Below are 17,631 nucleotides of genomic sequence, written 5' to 3'. Positions count from 1 at the left end.
TATTTAGAAATTGGTTATCGCTTGGAGATTTTGTTATTGGAAATGCTTCTTTGCCGAGAACATTTAAATCTTCCACTGATAAAACTTCTTTTGCTTTGATGCTTGCTGGATCGACCTTGAACACGCTTTCTCCAAAGCTTGAAACTTGAAGGCTTTAGCTCGCGACGCATTAATTCAATAACTTGTTGTTCTGTTATATCAAATTGAAAGTTAATGGCATCAAAAGTCGTTCGATCTTCCCAAGCCATCTCGATGATGCGATCAGTGTCAGTGTAATTCATGATATTGCTCTTGGTGCTTGTTTTTGAGGTGAATCATTTTGTGAAGGAATTTTTTATTTTCCTCATAATATTTATTCTTCAAAAACTTGATGAAGTTGCCTTCCGCATGAATACTGAACAAAGCCGTATCGTAAATGACTAATCTATAATAAGGGATACACCAAGAAAATCGCTCAAGCCTTTCGGCAAAATGAATGATGATGCCTTTGGGTCTTAACTCGATATTGGCAAAATGCATGGATTGCGACTTCGTAGGGTGAATGTCTAGCTTTTCACTTTTATCAGCAACTGCAAGCCTTTTTGAGCCCACACCACTCATTTTTATTTTATCTATAAATGAAAATGACCTGCCAAGAAGCTTATTGGATTCTCTGTTGTATTCTTTGTTGGTATATGTTGTGTTGAAAATCATGTTGTCAGCTGTTTAGTTGGTTGAGAAACTGATTGGCTTGATTCAATAAATTTTCTTTTTTGCTGTTGTCCATTTTATCAAAATTCTTTATCAGCATATTTAATCGTGGGTTCTTGGACATGAACTCTCTGTGTTTATCCATAAACCTCCAAAACAAACCGTCCCATGTCATTTGCCAATCGCCTTTGGGATAATTGCTCATTTTGATAATGTAATTACTACTGCTGATATAAGGTTTGGTAGACATTATTCCTCCATCAGCAAAAAGGCTCATACCGTAAACATTCGGAACCATCACCCAATCATATGCATCTATAAACAATTCCATGAACCAGCGATAAACCTCATCTGGATCAAACTCGCATAGCAACATAAAATTGCTTAATAACATCAGACGCTCGATATGATGCGCATATCCAGTTTTTAGGACTTTTAGTATAGTCATATCAATAGGCGGAATGCCAGTAGTGCCTGTATAAAAAGAACTAGGAATCTTACGGGTATGTTGCCAGAAGTTTCGGTTGCGCTCTTCAGTGCCTTTGACTAAATAAACACCACGAATAAACTCCCTCCAGCCTAAAAGTTGCCTTACAAACCCTTCCAGAGAGTTTATAGGAACCTCATTTGAATGAGCGAATTTTATAGTTTTTTCAATAACTCGATCAGCCTGAAGCAAGCCAACATTCATCAATGGAGATAGAAGGCTGTGATGTAGAAAGTGCTCTTCTTTGACAATGGCATCTTCATAAGGACCAAACTCCATAAATCTCTCTTTTAAGAAATTCTCAAACCAAATTTCTGCATCTTGATGCGTTACAGGATAAATTTGAAAATCCGTTATTTCGCCAAGGTTTGATGCAAAATATGTTTCAACATATTGTTTCGCCTCTTTAATGTATGAGTTTGGATTTGGAAAACTGATTGCTGGAGCTTTTTTATTCTTAGGATATTTTTTGCGATTATCTCCGTCAAATGTCCATTGTCCACCTACAGGCTGTCCATTGTCAATGAGTATGTTTCTTTTAGCTCGTTGTTCCTTGTAAAATGACGTTTGGAAGTATTTCTTCTTTTTTGGATCAAAGAATCCTTCCAAATCAGAATGTATATTGATGAATAATGGAGATTCATGCCATTGCATATTAACCTGATGCTCATACTTGCGTATTCTTGATTCCAGCCAATTGTCCGCTGGATCAATGATATGCAGTTGGCGGATATTTTGTTGAATCAGGTATGGAATTAATTTTCGTGTATCAGATAACGGATTATTAGACGCTATATATTCAACTTGATATCCTTTCTTGACAAGCTTCTCCTCATAATATTTCATGCTAGCCCTATGAAATAGTATTTTCTGCTTATGGAATTTATACTGAAGAAAAAACAAAGATTCTTCAATCAGATAAACTTTCATTTCTTTGGTTAAGAAATCAACTTTATCAAACAGCTGATGAGGATATATGAGAGTTGCTTTTAACATTAGAATAAACTGGGTTGAAGCCAGAGTTTTTGAAATTTTCCGTTTTTGTCGTAGCGTTCGGCTTGCAGTTTCACATTGAACTTTCGGTCTCTGGGGTCATTGCCAACACCTGAGACATATTGCCAATTTCCATAATTGCTATGCACATCATAGTCTATAAGAAGGCTTTCAAAATATGAAGCTCCAATTCTCCAATCAAGTTTTAAATCTTTGGCAAAGTATGAAGCGACATTTTGCCTTCCTCTGTTGCTCATCCAGCCAGTTTGATGGAGCTCAACCATATTTGCATTGACAAATGGATCCGCTGTTTTGCCATTTATCCATTGATCTATCAATACAGGGTCTTGTTTCCAATCATATTTTTTATGCTTGAATCCCCCAATCTTAAACAAGTCATTCTGATGTTTAATAGCCAAATGCTTGAAGTAATCTCTCCAATACAGTTCAAAGATTAACCAATATGTAGATTCATTCGCACCATATTCGGATTCAAACTTTTTAACTTCCCAATAAATTTTTCTTGCGGACAAGCTTCCATTGGCAAGCCAAGGTGAAAACTTGGAACTGTAATTGTCCCCAATAAAACCATTGCGAGTATATTTATAAACTTGTAAACTCTTCGTTTTGTAGAAATAATCAATTAGTCTGTTTATCCCTGAAGTTTCACCACCTTTAAATTGGAATGCTGAATGATAAGGGATATTAAATGCTTTGAATCCTAAATCTTCTATTTGTTCGACATCACATTTATCAGCCATCAAATTACTTTCAGGCATGGATGGTATTTCATTCAACAATTTCACTTCGCACTTCGCTTCTATAGACCTTCTAAAGACTGTGAAAATTTCTGGCAGTGAATCAGTTTCGAATGGAATATCATCCGGATCAAGTAGAAACTGTTGATTATACTCATTAATTTTCACGTTTGAAGGCAAGCTTGACTTGATTTCATCAATGATTTTAACTTCTTCAAAAGTATATTCCTTTTGAAAAAAAAGGGCGTCCACATTGTGTGTCAGGCAGAATTCATTTACTAAATAGCTCGGACGCCCATACAAGATAAATAGGGGTATATTTAGGGTGTTCAAATTACTTTTTAAGTTCTTGACAGTCTCCATCAAGAATTTGGCTCTATACTTTTCTATTTTTTTTAACCCAAATTGAGTTGATTCGAATAACGTTTGATCAAAGCAATACAAGCCAATCACTCTGTCATATTGAGAGGCATCCTTTAGAGCTTTGTTGTCATGAACTCTAAGGTTGTTGGTAAACCAAACTAAGGCTGTTTTTTGCTTCTGCATCTTTTACTGCAATATTTAACTTGTTCCCAATTTCGCTTCCACTTCTTCCTTCATGTAAATGGCTTTCCGCATGTTTTACAGACTTTTGTTGGAAGATGTTGTTTCTTGACTTTCTCCATTCTTATAGGGTTTTGACTCGAGCGAAGTCCCTGAGGGAGTAATACAGGACCAACACTCAAGTCAGAAATTAAGAAAAGCCCGGAGGGCTATATGAACCTCCAGGCCAGTTGCATTAACTTAATCAACCACTAAAGGCGAGAGGTACGTTTTACCTCTTCAACTATAAACTTAAACTACATAAAAAAACTATTTGCTTATTCATTAATATTTTGAATCAAGGGTTTAGGCCTCTGATAGCCATACCTTTGTTTGAACTTAGGTATGGCATATCCGTCTAACCCGTTAATTGTTGTAATATTCAAACTTGATAAATCTATAAATCCATCTTGATGTAGAGCTTTTCCATTCACTTCAATAAATTCAATTTCTCCGATGATGAGCGCAGTGCCATTAGCTTCGATAGGTAATTCGCTGTGATATTTCATTGCGATCTTAACTGGAGATTCTTCAACAAAGGGCGCCTTGAAATTATTTAAATATGCAGGTGTCAAACCTGTCATATCGAATTCAGAAATTGATTTGGGGTATTTCGCTGATGTATGGTGAGCGTCTTCCGAAATTTCAGAATTGATATGATTTATCGTATACACACCTGACTCCTTAATATTATCATAAGTATTTCTTGGCACTGTCGTTGGCCTAAGTATGAATCCTAGCAAAGGAGGCTCGGAACCGAGATGAATTACTGAACTAAAGACAGCAACATTTTCAATACCGTCATCGCTGACTGTTCCTAGCAAATTCGCAGATTTGAATCCTGATAATGAGTTAACCAGATTGATGCGATATATTTTGTCTAGTTTGTCGATATCTTTTCTCTCGATAATAGCCATCGTTTTGCTTTTTGTTAAAATCTAATTGCCTTGGAAGCACTCACTACATCAATAATACAATATATTCCAAGGCAAAAGATTTTAGTTATAGTTATTTTGTTTAATTTATGTCCATATACGTTAAACAAAATGAAAAAGTTGTATACTTTCAAAAAATAATATTCAGCGTTGGAGTTTTTTAAGACAAGATGATCGTTTAACGATTCCCTTTCCATTCGGTTCAATATGTGAATTTTGATTGTAGCTATGTACACCGAAGGTAAATCAGCAGACAAGCGAACGAAAGTGGGGAAATTTGCGGGAGCACAAGGAGTATCTAAAATGCCCAAAGAATATACTTCAGAGAAACCTATTCAGTGCATTATTAGCCCAACATCTTTTAAAAAGAGAATTCCAAAACAAGATGCTTCAGTTTCATATGAGAGCCACAAATCTATTTATGATGAAATACTTTCCGTGCTTAAGGAGTATACCGACCAAATTGCTATAATGAAAAAAGAGCCTAGGAAATTCGTAGACTCAAGCGAAGTTTTGGAAAAGCTCTCGCGAGCTGTCTATGCTTGGTTTGATTCTGTGGGAATAGAAACCATAGATCATACAGGCAAAACCGAACGGGACAAGATTTTTCGAATCATGTATGATATGTTGGATGATATTGGATGGGGGTACGCGGCCCGTGCTTCCATTAACTTTTGGCCAAAAGGAATGCCTTACACGCTTGACCAATATAAGACTCCTATGGAGTCAGGCAGTTTTCCAACTTCTCTTTGGAAAGTAATTGATCAAGACGATTATTTTTTAGGCAAATGCATCTACGAAGATGCAAGCATGAGGTGCAAAGAAGTTTCAAATTTTCGCATTTACATGAAAGCAGCTTTTATGAGATTGATGGCAGGTCCATCAGGAAGAAAATTGCTTGATGCGGTGACTGAGGAAAAACTTCCAGCGACTATGTTTTATCCTACGAAGGAAGGTTGTCAACCAGTAGACCACTTTATGTCTGATCTCCAAAGTTCAACCCCCGCTACAGATGATTTGGAAATTAAAATGAAACCAATGCCTATTAGCAAAGTCCCGATTGATATAGGCATGAAAGACTCCGCCTTTTTACGAAAAGCTATTGATTGGCAAAGGCATTTGGATGTGGATGTTAGTGTGGTGGCTAGGCCACGTGAAATGACAACAGAAATGGCCGACCTGAAAGTTGATGATATTCCTAAGCGAAAGAAAATGGATGATTGGTTGGATATTGATTCCGAACCGCGATTCAGAGAGACGGAAGGCCATTATGTTTTGTCACCAATGTTCATAAATGTCGCTGAAGCATTATTGCTCCATCTTTACAGACACAAACCATGGAAAATGGCTAAATTCAATGACCCAAGAATATATGAACAAGATACAGAACTCTCTGGATGGAAAGATCCTAAGTATATGGCAGTAGGTTTATGGCTTAATGAAATTCGTCGAGAGCATGGCCTACCAGAATACAAATACACTTGGATTCAAAAAAGAAAAAGATAGTTTTCGAATACATGATAGATTAGGGAACACTCATATGAGTTAACATTTTATTGATCTGGCCTTTTATATAGAAGAGTCGTCAAATATCCATGTATCAAATAAAAGAGAATAGAAAAAGTAATCATCAGAAACTAGCAAGAGCCAATACTCAGGCAATTCAAAGAGCTGTGGGCTTTGAGGTCGAGGTGAAAAATTGGCGAACTTATGACCCTAAGACTTCTTATATGGATGACTTGTCCTTGACTCGTGATTTTACTTTATCCCGAAAGAAGCAAAAGAAAAACGCAAAAATGTTTCAAGGGCGAGACTTTGAACTAACAGCCGACCAGCCTTTTTCCTCACATTCAGTGCCCGAGTTTATTACAGAGCCTTTTGAAGAAAACGGTTCCGGCAGGCATAAACTTCATATGGCATTTGGAGAAATATCAAAGATGTCCAAACAACTCCATGATGACAGCAGATCTCATCCTGATATGTTGAGCAGACTTGATATCTGTCAGGGCTTAGGACAAATTCTAATGCCCGATACCATAATTGACGCATTGGAAGTTCCAGACTTTCACCCTCAAGCCAATATCGGCATGAGGATGGCTGCAATGGAGCCTTTATTTGAAATTGCCTCTGTCGACATTCGAAATACGCCCTTGGCAAAAAGGTTTACCCGAATAGAGTCTTTGAATAACCATGACAGGTTCTTTTGGGAGAGAAAATCATTGAAAAACGCGCATAAAAGAGCTCGCAATGCATTGGAGGATTTTTCATATGCTTTTCCATTGTATGAAGGCTGGCAAGGAAGCAATGAACTTTTTAACCTCTTTGCCTACATGATTCACTATATTGAATGCCCAATGATCAATTATCATGAATATGTCAAAAGCGCTTTTCCAATCATGGCCAGAACTGATTTTTTTATGATGTACAGGCTTTTGCCTTTAGAGGAGCAGGATTATTTCATGGCTGACGATTCCAAGATGTTCATAAAATTATTTGAGTTAGTCAAATTTGGAGTGTATGATGGCGATGCTATTTCGTTGGAAGAGCAGTTTTTTGAGCAAGGAATCAGAGGAAATCAGTATAATGCGAGAAACTATAGAATGGATGGTTTGACCAGATTGGAGTGGATCAGACAAATACCTCAAGGCCAAGATTTGCTGACTAAGCGCAATTTTCCTGATCAGGCTTTGGCTCGAGAGCTTGATACAATGGGAAGTTGGCAAAAATACGATGAATTAGGTGAGTTTGAGACTTCCGCTCCGATTTTAGAATTTAGACGCCTTCAGTACACTGATTCTACTGAAGATTTGCAAAAAATGGCTTTGGAGATTTTTGACTTTGTTGTAGCCATGAATAAACAAGAAGAAGCATTCTCAAGCCAAGAACAAATGAAAAGATCAAAACCGAATATGTCAGATATGGCTCAAGTATTAAATTGGCAGACTGATGATTCTAGAGATAAATCACCTGCCGAGTTTGAATTGGACTCTATAGATGAGAGTTAATTTCAACATTCATTTACAAAGCCCCAGCTATAAACTGAGGCTTTTCATTATCTATTCAATTACGCTAATACAAGTGATTTCTGTTCTCCGTCTTTTTCATATGTAATTTTTATCCCACGTTGCAACTGAGACTCCAATCCATTATCGATAGCGACATTCAAAAGCAATCGGCCAAAGAATCTGCAATTAAAATCATTCTGAAAATCCAATCTATTTCCTAATCGCTTGAAAAACTTGTTGATAGGCTTTTCATAATGATCATCATTTTCCCAAAGTTCCATAAAATCGCCAAACACACCTTTGATCTGACTGCATTCTTTATAAATATGATTGAACTTCAATAAATCAGCAACTCTCTCCGCATTGTACTTATCATATCCCTCCGAGCTTGTATCCTCAAAGTTAGCAAGATCCTTTCTATTCAATGGTCCACTGAAATGCTTATAAAGCATTTTTCCAATTTCTTCATGAATATCGTCTGGAGTGAAACCGCCTGTTTCCAATATTTTTCCATAATTAGCCAAATACTGTTGCCAGAAACCTAAATAACACAGACTTCTTTCCCCCATTGTGTCACGACCTTTCATATCATTGTACTCTGCATATGGCAATGCCTGAGCCAAAGCTTGAGCGTAATGATAATCCACCAAATCAGGAATCGCCTTCATGATTCTTGTAAATGCAGAACCACTTATTGAGCTATCCATAGAATCGATTCCCAATGAAAGCTCATACTTGATTTTCTTAATACCATCCAGCTCTTTTTTCACTTTCTCTACTTGCAAATCAAATGAATCCTGTGGCAAAATATCCCAAGTTATAGCCCAGTCCACCATTGCTTTGATCTCCTTATCAGAAAGCTTGTTCTCCTCCGCTTTATGAAACAAGCTCAATTCATAATCAAAATCCTGCAAACTAATTTCGGATTCGCTTGAAACATAATCGTCCATATTCGCATTCAAGCAAAGGGTGTATTCAGCTGTATCCTTCCATGCGCCATACTTTTTTCTTATTGTCTGCTCATTGCAAGATACTTTATAGCGTTCTGCCGAAGTTCCTTCAATCAATCTCTCCAGAATGTGAGTTCTCTCTTTTCCTCTGCTCGCAAAGAAGCCAATATTGCCACACTTCAAGCCGATCTGTCTTGACCTTTTAACCTCAGTGATTTCTCTATTCAAAAGCTTTGTCAATTCAAACTTTCTAGATGAAACAGGCTTATCGCATAATCTGTTAATATCAAAACGAATAAGAGCATCATGATCTTCCCTGATTCCCTCAGCACTATAAACAGCCTCAAATAAAGCTTCTTTGGATTTCATGGCATTGAGTTCCATGCCCAATCCAAGCTCCACCTTCTTTTTCAGAGCTTCGACAAGCTTTTCCTTGATATCATTTCTATACTCGTTGTATTTGCTTTCAAACACGCTCTTGTCGAAAGGATCGATATCATTCGTCAATTTAAGAAGCTCATTTGCTTTTTGCGCCACTTCGACGGCTTCGGCACCCAGCCAACCCGTAGCCTTGTCATGCGCTTTTTCCCACTCTTCATTAATCGGCTGAAACACTTCTTTATCAATGCCTTCAAACACTTTGTCTACCAACTTTTCCATGTCAGATTCGTCAGCCACTCCCGCCTCAATAGACAAACCAATACTTCCTCCACCATCAATTTTACGTCCTTTGAACAGGCTTACTTTATACTGTGTGTCTGAAGTTCTAATGATTTTCAAATCATATTCTCCGGATATGCCTGCATTGAATTTCACACCCAAACTAGCATCAGCAGTCAACCCAAGCTTGCCATCCAAGTCAATCGCTTTCGACACCAAAGAAAGACTTCCTGTGAATACTTCCTCCGCTGAGATCTCAACGCCTATAGAAAGGCTTCCTCCAGCCGACAAGTACAAAGCCTCTCCAATCTCCAAATTACAGATATCCTCCGCCTTGAAGATGGTTAAGAAATAAGACAAGTCTTTTTTAACAGCATCCTTTATCTGCAAATCCAATGGGTGCTTTGACATATAAGTATGCATCGCCATTGCGTTGGCATCAATCCCAATGCCAACCGAGCCAATAGTTCCTGCGACTCCAATATCTACACTTCCTTTTAACCGATACGCCAATAAGCCATGGCCTTCAAAAAATCCATCTACATCTTTCCAATGATCTTCAACTATTTCTTTAACATTTTCGCCCGACTTGGTATGCGAATTAATCAAAAAAACAGAAAAGCCTGCGTCAACGGCCATATTGAAATTAAAATCATCTCCTCCGAAAGGAACATCATCGATATTAATTCCTGAAGTCAATGTCGGTGATAATTGGGAATCAGAACCTATTTTTTGATCCGAAACCAACAAATCAAGGTCTTCAGACAATAATTGTGGGGTGAGAGTATCTCCTGCCATAGTAAATTAAGTTTAAACAATAAATATTCATATACAATATAAAAATAAATCGATTTAAATATTCTACTATTTAATTTTATCAGCATTTGATAACATAAATTAAATACCAAAAAAGCCTTGACTCATCATCAAGGCTCTCGTTTATCTGTAAATGAATTTCTTGTTATGGCTTAAGAATTCACCAGTTTCATATGCAAAATAGGATATGGCTTTCCTGAAGAGTCTGTCTCCGATCGACTATACACCTCAAACCCGAACTTCTCGTAAAACCCAGTAGCTTGGGGGTTCTGCTCATTGGAGTCAACTTTACAAGCTCCTAATTCCTCTATAGCATATTTCAATAGAGCACTGCCAACTCCTTTTCCTCTTTTATCAGGATGTATGAACAGCATTTCAATACTTTGATCCGCCACGCCTAAAAATCCTATAATCTCATCCTCGTCATTCTTAACGCATCTCAAGTCCACAGCATCCAGATACACATCCAATATCAAAGGCTTGAAGTACGTTATATCTTCCTCTTTCAAAAAATCATGCGTAGCTCTCACTGAAGCTTCCCAAACCTCCACTACTTCCTTGTATTCGCTTTTCTTTATCTTTTGAATTTTATATTGCATAAATTAGATATTTATCTCCAACACTCAAATTCTAACAATTCTTTGCACATTGCCCAGTTTTCTGCAAGCCTTTAAACTTTCAAATGATCCAAGACTTTGTCAAAAATCCTCTTGACTTGAAGATCTCCAAAACCATATATGTTTTCACGTTTGTTGAATTCTTGAAAAACAAGACCAAAATCTTTCGTGCCCAACTCTTCGATGATTTTCTTTATTGTTTTCTCAGGCCTTCCCAAATCTCCATCGGCAGAAACTCTCTCCACATGCGCTTCAACTGCTTTGAATATAAATGGATAAACTTCATCAAGCTTTTTAGCACTGCCCAACAATTGGATATTGTCATCTACTTGATAATATTTCCATAGATCAGCGATCTTTTCGGGTTCTTCTATAATTGATCTATTATTGAAAATTGATATTAACTCATCATTATTCAATCCCCCAAATCCATATTGAGTATGTTGATCCGGCCTTACCAAAAACAGTTTATTATTGCGTCCTTTCTGCATCAACAAGTTTATCGCAAACCAAAAATTCACTTGGCAAAACAAATCATCTTCAAACCATAAGTTAATCTCTGCACCGGCTTTTATTCGCTCTATTTTATCAAGCTCCGAAACAACCTTATCAAAATATTCTTGCCTTCCTCCTCCATAAGATTCAGAAATAAACCTTGATCTAAGCTCATAAAGTTCCTTGATCGAACTCGCTTTGACATCGCCCTCAACCAAACATTCTCTGAGAACTATTAACTCTCCTTTCAATGTTTTAGGAAACTGTACCTTAAAGCAGTCTCCGTTCAAGATATGAATTTGATCAATCATGGCAATTAGTTGTTATGCTGTTTCGTTTCGGTTAAACCTTTAGAATTCTTAGCCTTTGCTTCAAAGAGTTCCAATATCATTCCTTCAAGCTTGAAAATTTCTTCTCCAAACTTATGATGCAACCAAATATAACTAAATGGACTCAATGGAGCATTCTCATCCGCTCCTTGATGATTCAATTGATACAATTCTTGTTTTGAAGATCTCAACCTTAGTCTCAAGTCAGGCAAAGGCTTTACCTCATTGCGTTCCAAAAGTTGTGAAATTTCATCAAGCCTTTCCGAAAGCAAGACCTCCTTCTCTTTGATCGAATAGAGTTGTGAAATCACTTGGTTTCCCCGTTCGGAAGTAAACAATGACGACCCCAGCAATTCGAGAATTCCAGACATTTTCCTCAGTGAGATTGCAATGTCATCAAGTCTTTGCTCATTCTTTTTAAAAAATCGACTCTCCTTCACCAGATAAGGAAAGATCTTCCTTTGTTTTCGAATAGAAGTAATAATATCCGTGTTCATGCCTTCCAACTCGCTTCGTTCGCTAGCTTTTGAGCTTGAGGTTTTCAAGTACAGCTGATTGATTTTCGCCAAGCAATCCGCCAACAAATACCTTAACTCCACTTTGGCCTGTATCGGAAAGACGAATATAATGCTTAAGCTGAGCATACCACCTATGCCGATGTTTATCGCTCTCCACATCGCGGCATCTTGGGATAAGTCCGTGCCAATACTCATCACTATCAACATCGTCAGTATCGCCACTTGATAAGCGTATTTATCTTTGGGAAACACCCACAAAGCAAACAGCGGAAATGCCACTCCCAAAGCGATAGTGTGCACCCACACATTTTCAGAAGTCACAAACATGGTCAACAATGACAAAGCCGCTCCCATGAAAGTACCCATAATACGCTGAACGGCTCGATGCAATATCCCTCCAAACTGAGGCACTGGACGACTCAAAACCAAGCAGGTCCCGCTTATCCACGAACCATGTGGTATTTCCAGCAGCCTTGCAGCCAAAAATGCGGAAACAACAAGCACCAACAGCTTTATCAAGTGAACTCTTTCCACATGATTGTATACCCACTTTTCAAGAGATTTGCTTCTATAAAACAAGGCTTCAGATATTTAAATTAGGCTTTAGCAATAATACGTAAAAAATTATACCCGAAGCCTTGATTCAACATTGATTTAATTCTTAGAGGATGGCTTGCCTACTTGAAAATCTTTGCCTTCTATCAACATGAAATAACTTAATGTTTTCCACATTTGAGAAATTGACCTTTTGACTTTCTTGCCTGCATTTTCAAAATCTTCAACCGACTTCCAACCAAACACCAATATATCAACATCGTCATCGATGCTTTTGAACTCCTGATCAAAAGCGAAGCCTTCTTGCTCTTTGATAAACTTCATAAATCGCTCTCTTCTCTCAGGGTACTCCTCTCTTTTCGATGCTTTTATCTGACGCGCTGCAAACTCAACGGCATAACCTTCTTTTATCATTTCGTTAAGATCAATAATCTTATTTCCCTCTGGTCGCATGCGATAAGTCGAAACCGACTCAAACAAATCCTTATCCCTCTCCATTCCAGATAGTCCTTGAAATTTTTCAGAAGCATCTTCCAATGCAGCAAGAGATTCCCACTCAATCAACTCCATAAAAACTCTCTTGGACTTTTTCTTAGGAAAGGAGAAAAACGACTCAAACAACTCATAGTACGCGACTCCTTTCTGGTTGCTTTTCAAAGTTGTAACTTCTTCTCTCGCTTTTTCAAATTCAGCCTCTTTGCCTTCATGAATTTTCAGATAAGTTAGCTGATACACGCTTTTAGTTGAATCAAGTTCATTCGAAATGTTCATGTTGCGGGCAGATAATTGATTTCCCAACGCAAGAACAAAAAACAATCCAAGCAAAACTCGAGTCAAAGATTCTCTTTTAACCTTCATCATCTTTTTGATGCAAAGTTAAACCGTGGAGTTAACTCAATGGTCAAAAGAAAAAGCAACTATTTGCCCCATAAACAAACAAAAAACAATAAAACGCAAAAAAAGAATGCTTAAAAACAAAAAATATCTCCCTTAGAGCAAAAGAGAGATATTCACAAATTATGTTAGTTTCGATTATTTTATCACAAAATCAATTGGAGAATCCGGACCAATAGGCAAACCTACACTCATCCAGACAATTAAAATAACTGTCCAAATCAACAAGAAGACTAAAGTATATGGAAGCATCGTAGCTACCACGGTTCCAATGCCCGCTTTTTTATCGTATCTCTGAATAAAAGCTACAATCAATGCAAAGTACGACATCATCGGAGAAATGATATTCGTCACACTGTCGCCAATCCTATAAACCAATTGGGTCAATTCAGGGGAGATTCCCAATATCATAAACATCGGAATGAATACCGGAGCCATCAAAGTCCATTTCGCTGACGCTGATCCCATCACAAGATTAATCAATGCCGTTAAAAGTATAAAAGCAATCATCAATGGAATCGTGCCCAAGCCTGATGCTTGCAAAACTTCAGCTCCTTTCACCGCGAAGATAATTCCCAAATTGGTCCATTTAAAATAGGCTACAAATTGAGCTGCGAAGAAAACCAAAACGATATAAGAACCCAACGTTTTCATCGAAGCTTCCATGCCTTTCATGACATCCGAATCATTTTTCAAGCTTCCAGCTCCCAAGCCATAAGCGATTCCAGTTCCGGCAGCCAGCATAAAGATAAAAGTCACGATCCCTTTCATCAGCGGAGACTTAAGTATCCCGTCTGTTTCAGGGTCTCTTAAAAATCCTCCTTCAGGCAATATTCCCCAAAGAATCAACGCTACAAAGATCAACAAAACTATACCCGCATTTCTCAAGCCTTTTTTCTCCAAAGGAGTAAGTTCCTGTATATCCTGAGATTCATCTCCATTATATTTTCCCAACCTAGGCTCCACAATCTTCTCAGTCACCCATGTGCCAGCCAGAGCTATGAAGAATACAGATGCTGCCATGAAAAAATAATTGCAAGCTGGATTCACTGTATATTCAGTTGTAACAATATGAGCGGCTTCTTGAGAAATTCCTGACAACAATGGATCAATCGTTCCCAATAACAGATTAGCGCTATAACCTCCCGAAACACCAGCAAATGCCGCGGCTAAACCTGCGATAGGATGTCTTCCTAAACCTAAAAAGATGATCGCTGCCAATGGAACCAACAACACATAGCCAACTTCACTGGCAGTATTGGAAATAATTCCAGCAAATACAATCATGAATGTCATCATGCGCTTAGGCGCCGAAAGAACCATCATTCTGATCAAAGCTCCTATAAGCCCACTGCCCTCAGCGATACCGATACCTAGCATAGCCACTAACACAACTCCAAGAGGTGCGAAACCAGTAAAATTGGTTACCATTTGAGTAATGATCATATGCAAGCCATCCACAGAAAGCAAATTCACCGGTGTGATTACTTCTCCTGTTCCCGGGTTCGTTACCGACAGATCAAACAGCGTAGCTACGCCTGACAATAACACGATCAATATTGAAAAGCCTAAAAACAAAGTCGCTGGGTGCGGCAAAGCATTTCCCGCACGCTCAACTATTTGCAAAAATTTCTGAACAGGGCCATTTTTTTTCTCCGCCAGCGCCTGATCCATTACCTCTTGTTCCTTCATCTTGAAAATATTCTGAAAATAAACTTAGCATTAAAGTTAGTGAAAAAATGTTAAAATAGTATCATAAATATCAATCAACAAATCATTATCAATTGACTAAAAGCAACTTATAAAAATTAACAAAGCAAAAAAACATCATAAAAAAACCGCCCATAAGGCGGTTTAAAATATCTGTATAAGAATTTATTCCCATTAATTGTATCTATCAGGAGTAATTTGCGTCAAGCTTAAGCTTGTTTGTTGCTCATTGACAATTTCCGACACAAGCTTTCCTGTCACTGGTCCAAGACTTACCCCCATCATAGAGTGTCCTGTGGCAGCGATCAAGTTTTTCAGTTTTCCAAATCTTCCGATAAATGGCAATCCATCAGGCGAACATGGTCTCAAACCACTCCAAACATCATTGTTTCGAGTTTCCTCTACTGGATATTGCGGCAAGAAATCAGGAATGGCCTTTAACAAACCTCCGAATCTTTTCTGATTCACCGACAAGTCCTGTCCAGTGATTTCCATAGTTCCAGCGAATCTCAATTTGTCAGCCATTGGCGTTACAGCAATTTTAGCCTCGCACAATATCGACGGCACAGTCATTTGATGCTTCGGATTATTCAAAGTAATACTGTACCCTTTGCCTGATACCACGGGAAGGTTCACACCTAAATCTTTCGCCAAGCTAGAAGTGTAAGCCCCAGTTGCGATCACAAAGTCATCCGCTGTAAATTCTTTTTCACCAGCGTAAGCATGCGTCACTTTGCCTCCTTGCGTTCTCACTCTTGTTACTTCAGTGTTTTCATGCACTTGCACGCCATTTTGCACCAAATAGTCCTTAAGCTTATTGATAAACTCCGTAGGGTTCAAATGAGCATCTTTTGGATAATGCACTCCACCGATAGTCTTGATCTCAAGCCCTGGTTGCAAAGCTTGAGCTTCTTCAGCCGACAATATATTTGCTTCTATGCCTATTTGATGAGCCATCTTAGCTACAGCTTCCTCTCCTTTTCTTTCCTTATCCGTCTTATAAAGCATAAGCAAACCCTTGTCTTCAAAATTGAAGTCAATTTCTGAGCTCTCAAAAAACTCCTTGAATAGTGAGCGACTCATCATATTCAAGTCTCTCAAGATGATCTTAGTGTTCTCCACATGCTCGTTGGTTGTATGCCTGTAGAACTGCCATAACCAAGAAATCAATTTAGGATCCAAGCTCGGCTTAATATGAAACGGACTCTCTGGATTGAACATCCACTTGATCCCTTTCTTGATCATGCCCGGAGCAGCCAACGGCACAAAATGGCTTGGCACTACCAACCCTGCATTTCCTCTTGAACAAGCATCACCTACTTCGCCTTTGTCCAATAGCGTCACCTGATGACCATCCTTCCAAAGGTAGTATGCCGAACAAATCCCGACGATACCGCCTCCGATCACAAGAACATCTTTTTTATTGCTCATATACGTAGTTATAGAAAGTTATGTATGTTTTATCTTGGGCCGAGAGAGGCATTCACAGACGCCTTCTCATCTTATACAATATACTAAAAATTAGCAATAAATTAACAGATAAGAACATATTGAGCATAAAAAAAGCGCAGAATTTAACTCTACGCTTCAAAATAATTCTATTGATATGTCAACATTATATCACTTGGAATCCATGCGCGTATGGATCATCGTCGTCAATAATGATATTGTTGTATCCAGTCACCATCGCCCAACCTTCTATGCTAGGAATGATCGCATCATAATCACCGCATTTAGTGATATCTTCCACACGACCTATAAATTGGCTGCCAATGAAGCTTTCATGCACAAATTTGTCGCCTTTAGTCAATTTGCCTTTAGCCGCTAGTTGAGCCATTCTTGCAGAAGTACCTGTTCCGCAAGGAGATCTGTCGATAGCCTTATCTCCATAGAACACAGCATTTCTACCATCAGCCTCCGCAGAGATCGTGTCTCCAGTCCAAAGCATATGGCTTAATCCATTGATTCTTTCGTCCTCAGGATGCACAAACGAATACTTCTCATTCATCAGCTTTCTCAACACCTGGCTTAACTGAATCAACTGACTTGCTGTAAAATCCTGAACACCCGAAAAGTTTTCCTGAGGATCCACTATGCAGTAAAAGTTACCGCCATAAGCCACATCCACTTTCAACTTGCCTAGTGTAGGACATTCAATTTCCAAGCCTTCGCTATGCAAGAAAGAAGCTACGTTGGTCAACTTTACCGATTTCACTTTCTTTCCTTCTTGAGTATAGTCTACTTTCACAAGGCCCGCAGGCGTCTCCAACCTCAACTTGCCCTCTTCCTTAGGAGTAATCAACCCCTCTTCAATAGCGATCGTCACCGTACCAATAGTGCCATGCCCGCACATTGCCAAGCATCCGCTTGTCTCAATATAAAGCACAGCGACATCATTGGCAGGATCATTAGGCGGGTACAAAATCGATCCGGACATCATGTCATGTCCTCTTGGCTCAAACATCAATCCTGTTCTGATCCAATCATAATCTCTCAAAAAGTGAGCTCTTCTTTCGAGCATATTGTTTCCTTCAAGATTCGGGCCTCCGCCTGCAACCACTCTTACAGGGTTTCCCGTCGTGTGAGCATCCACACAAAAAAACATCTTTCTAGCCATCGTTACCTTATTTTCATGAA

At 38.5% G+C, this 17,631-nt stretch carries 15 protein-coding genes; 2 read left to right on the top strand and 13 right to left on the bottom strand.

Annotation, left to right across the window (positions count from 1 at the left end; genetic code table 11):
• Positions 1-14: 14 nt before the first annotated feature.
• The 5 genes from AABK36_RS01730 to AABK36_RS01710 form a co-directional block, all read right to left on the bottom strand.
• Complete coding sequence (locus AABK36_RS01730; RefSeq protein WP_309937306.1) at positions 15-281, bottom strand: TIGR03643 family protein; 267 nt, start codon at positions 279-281, stop codon at positions 15-17.
• Positions 268-693, bottom strand: a complete 426-nt coding sequence (locus AABK36_RS01725) for a hypothetical protein (RefSeq protein ID WP_309937305.1) — start codon at positions 691-693, stop codon at positions 268-270. The genes AABK36_RS01730 and AABK36_RS01725 overlap by 14 nt, the downstream gene beginning before the upstream one ends.
• 4 nt (positions 694-697) lie before the next feature.
• A complete protein-coding gene (locus AABK36_RS01720; protein WP_309937304.1) occupies positions 698-2,173 on the bottom strand; it encodes a cryptochrome/photolyase family protein in 1,476 nt (491 codons plus the stop codon).
• Positions 2,173-3,474: a DASH family cryptochrome gene (locus AABK36_RS01715; RefSeq protein WP_309937303.1), complete on the bottom strand. Its 1,302-nt coding sequence runs from the start codon at positions 3,472-3,474 to the stop codon at positions 2,173-2,175. Before AABK36_RS01715 ends, AABK36_RS01720 begins: the two co-directional genes overlap by 1 nt.
• 314 nt (positions 3,475-3,788) lie before the next feature.
• The gene (locus tag AABK36_RS01710; protein ID WP_309937302.1) at positions 3,789-4,427 is read right to left on the bottom strand and encodes a flavin reductase family protein; all 639 of its coding nucleotides are present in this window, start codon (positions 4,425-4,427) and stop codon (positions 3,789-3,791) included.
• A 246-nt stretch (positions 4,428-4,673) separates the two neighbouring features.
• Between AABK36_RS01710 and AABK36_RS01705 the strand changes: the two genes are divergently transcribed.
• Both AABK36_RS01705 and AABK36_RS01700 read left to right on the top strand, forming a co-directional pair.
• Complete coding sequence (locus AABK36_RS01705) at positions 4,674-5,951, top strand: hypothetical protein (RefSeq protein WP_309937301.1); 1,278 nt, start codon at positions 4,674-4,676, stop codon at positions 5,949-5,951.
• A gap of 89 nt (positions 5,952-6,040) precedes the next feature.
• A complete protein-coding gene (locus tag AABK36_RS01700; protein ID WP_309937300.1) occupies positions 6,041-7,450 on the top strand; it encodes a hypothetical protein in 1,410 nt (469 codons plus the stop codon).
• A gap of 59 nt (positions 7,451-7,509) precedes the next feature.
• Here the strand turns inward: AABK36_RS01700 and AABK36_RS01695 are convergent, their stop codons facing one another.
• The 8 genes from AABK36_RS01695 to AABK36_RS01660 form a co-directional block, all read right to left on the bottom strand.
• Positions 7,510-9,858, bottom strand: coding sequence for a hypothetical protein (locus AABK36_RS01695; protein WP_309937299.1), 2,349 nt, complete (start codon positions 9,856-9,858; stop codon positions 7,510-7,512).
• Between the two features lie 170 nt (positions 9,859-10,028).
• Entirely contained in the window at positions 10,029-10,475 is a 447-nt protein-coding gene (locus AABK36_RS01690; protein WP_309937298.1) for an acetyltransferase, read from the bottom strand.
• A gap of 71 nt (positions 10,476-10,546) precedes the next feature.
• Entirely contained in the window at positions 10,547-11,299 is a 753-nt protein-coding gene (locus AABK36_RS01685; RefSeq protein ID WP_309937297.1) for a DUF1835 domain-containing protein, read from the bottom strand.
• A 5-nt stretch (positions 11,300-11,304) separates the two neighbouring features.
• Positions 11,305-12,414, bottom strand: a complete 1,110-nt coding sequence (locus AABK36_RS01680) for an FUSC family protein (RefSeq protein WP_309937296.1) — start codon at positions 12,412-12,414, stop codon at positions 11,305-11,307.
• A gap of 75 nt (positions 12,415-12,489) precedes the next feature.
• A complete protein-coding gene (locus tag AABK36_RS01675; RefSeq protein ID WP_309937295.1) occupies positions 12,490-13,251 on the bottom strand; it encodes an antibiotic biosynthesis monooxygenase in 762 nt (253 codons plus the stop codon).
• Between the two features lie 171 nt (positions 13,252-13,422).
• On the bottom strand, positions 13,423-14,976 hold the full coding sequence (locus tag AABK36_RS01670; RefSeq protein ID WP_309937294.1) for an AbgT family transporter: 1,554 nt from the start codon (positions 14,974-14,976) through the stop codon (positions 13,423-13,425).
• 192 nt (positions 14,977-15,168) lie between these two features.
• The gene (locus AABK36_RS01665) at positions 15,169-16,425 is read right to left on the bottom strand and encodes an NAD(P)/FAD-dependent oxidoreductase (RefSeq protein ID WP_309937293.1); all 1,257 of its coding nucleotides are present in this window, start codon (positions 16,423-16,425) and stop codon (positions 15,169-15,171) included.
• 184 nt (positions 16,426-16,609) lie between these two features.
• Positions 16,610-17,611: a 4-hydroxyproline epimerase gene (locus AABK36_RS01660; protein WP_309937292.1), complete on the bottom strand. Its 1,002-nt coding sequence runs from the start codon at positions 17,609-17,611 to the stop codon at positions 16,610-16,612.
• Positions 17,612-17,631: the final 20 nt, after the last annotated feature.

It is taken from the genome of Aureibacter tunicatorum (genome assembly GCF_036492635.1).
Lineage (GTDB): Bacteria > Bacteroidota > Bacteroidia > Cytophagales > Cyclobacteriaceae > Aureibacter > Aureibacter tunicatorum.
Note: the sequence above shows the minus strand (reverse complement) of the source record. Positions and strands in the feature narration are given on the sequence as shown.

Bases quoted from the DNA above. Each gene is read 5' to 3' on its own strand.
- AABK36_RS01730 (WP_309937306.1), bottom strand. From the start codon at position 281: ATGAATTACACTGACACTGATCGCATCATCGAGATGGCTTGGGAAGAT.
- AABK36_RS01725 (WP_309937305.1), bottom strand. From the start codon at position 693: ATGATTTTCAACACAACATATACCAACAAAGAATACAACAGAGAATCC.
- AABK36_RS01720 (WP_309937304.1), bottom strand. From the start codon at position 2,173: ATGTTAAAAGCAACTCTCATATATCCTCATCAGCTGTTTGATAAAGTT.
- AABK36_RS01715 (WP_309937303.1), bottom strand. From the start codon at position 3,474: ATGCAGAAGCAAAAAACAGCCTTAGTTTGGTTTACCAACAACCTTAGA.
- AABK36_RS01710 (WP_309937302.1), bottom strand. From the start codon at position 4,427: ATGGCTATTATCGAGAGAAAAGATATCGACAAACTAGACAAAATATAT.
- AABK36_RS01705 (WP_309937301.1), top strand. From the start codon at position 4,674: ATGTACACCGAAGGTAAATCAGCAGACAAGCGAACGAAAGTGGGGAAA.
- AABK36_RS01700 (WP_309937300.1), top strand. From the start codon at position 6,041: ATGTATCAAATAAAAGAGAATAGAAAAAGTAATCATCAGAAACTAGCA.
- AABK36_RS01695 (WP_309937299.1), bottom strand. From the start codon at position 9,858: ATGGCAGGAGATACTCTCACCCCACAATTATTGTCTGAAGACCTTGAT.
- AABK36_RS01690 (WP_309937298.1), bottom strand. From the start codon at position 10,475: ATGCAATATAAAATTCAAAAGATAAAGAAAAGCGAATACAAGGAAGTA.
- AABK36_RS01685 (WP_309937297.1), bottom strand. From the start codon at position 11,299: ATGATTGATCAAATTCATATCTTGAACGGAGACTGCTTTAAGGTACAG.
- AABK36_RS01675 (WP_309937295.1), bottom strand. From the start codon at position 13,251: ATGATGAAGGTTAAAAGAGAATCTTTGACTCGAGTTTTGCTTGGATTG.
- AABK36_RS01670 (WP_309937294.1), bottom strand. From the start codon at position 14,976: ATGAAGGAACAAGAGGTAATGGATCAGGCGCTGGCGGAGAAAAAAAAT.
- AABK36_RS01665 (WP_309937293.1), bottom strand. From the start codon at position 16,425: ATGAGCAATAAAAAAGATGTTCTTGTGATCGGAGGCGGTATCGTCGGG.
- AABK36_RS01660 (WP_309937292.1), bottom strand. From the start codon at position 17,611: ATGGCTAGAAAGATGTTTTTTTGTGTGGATGCTCACACGACGGGAAAC.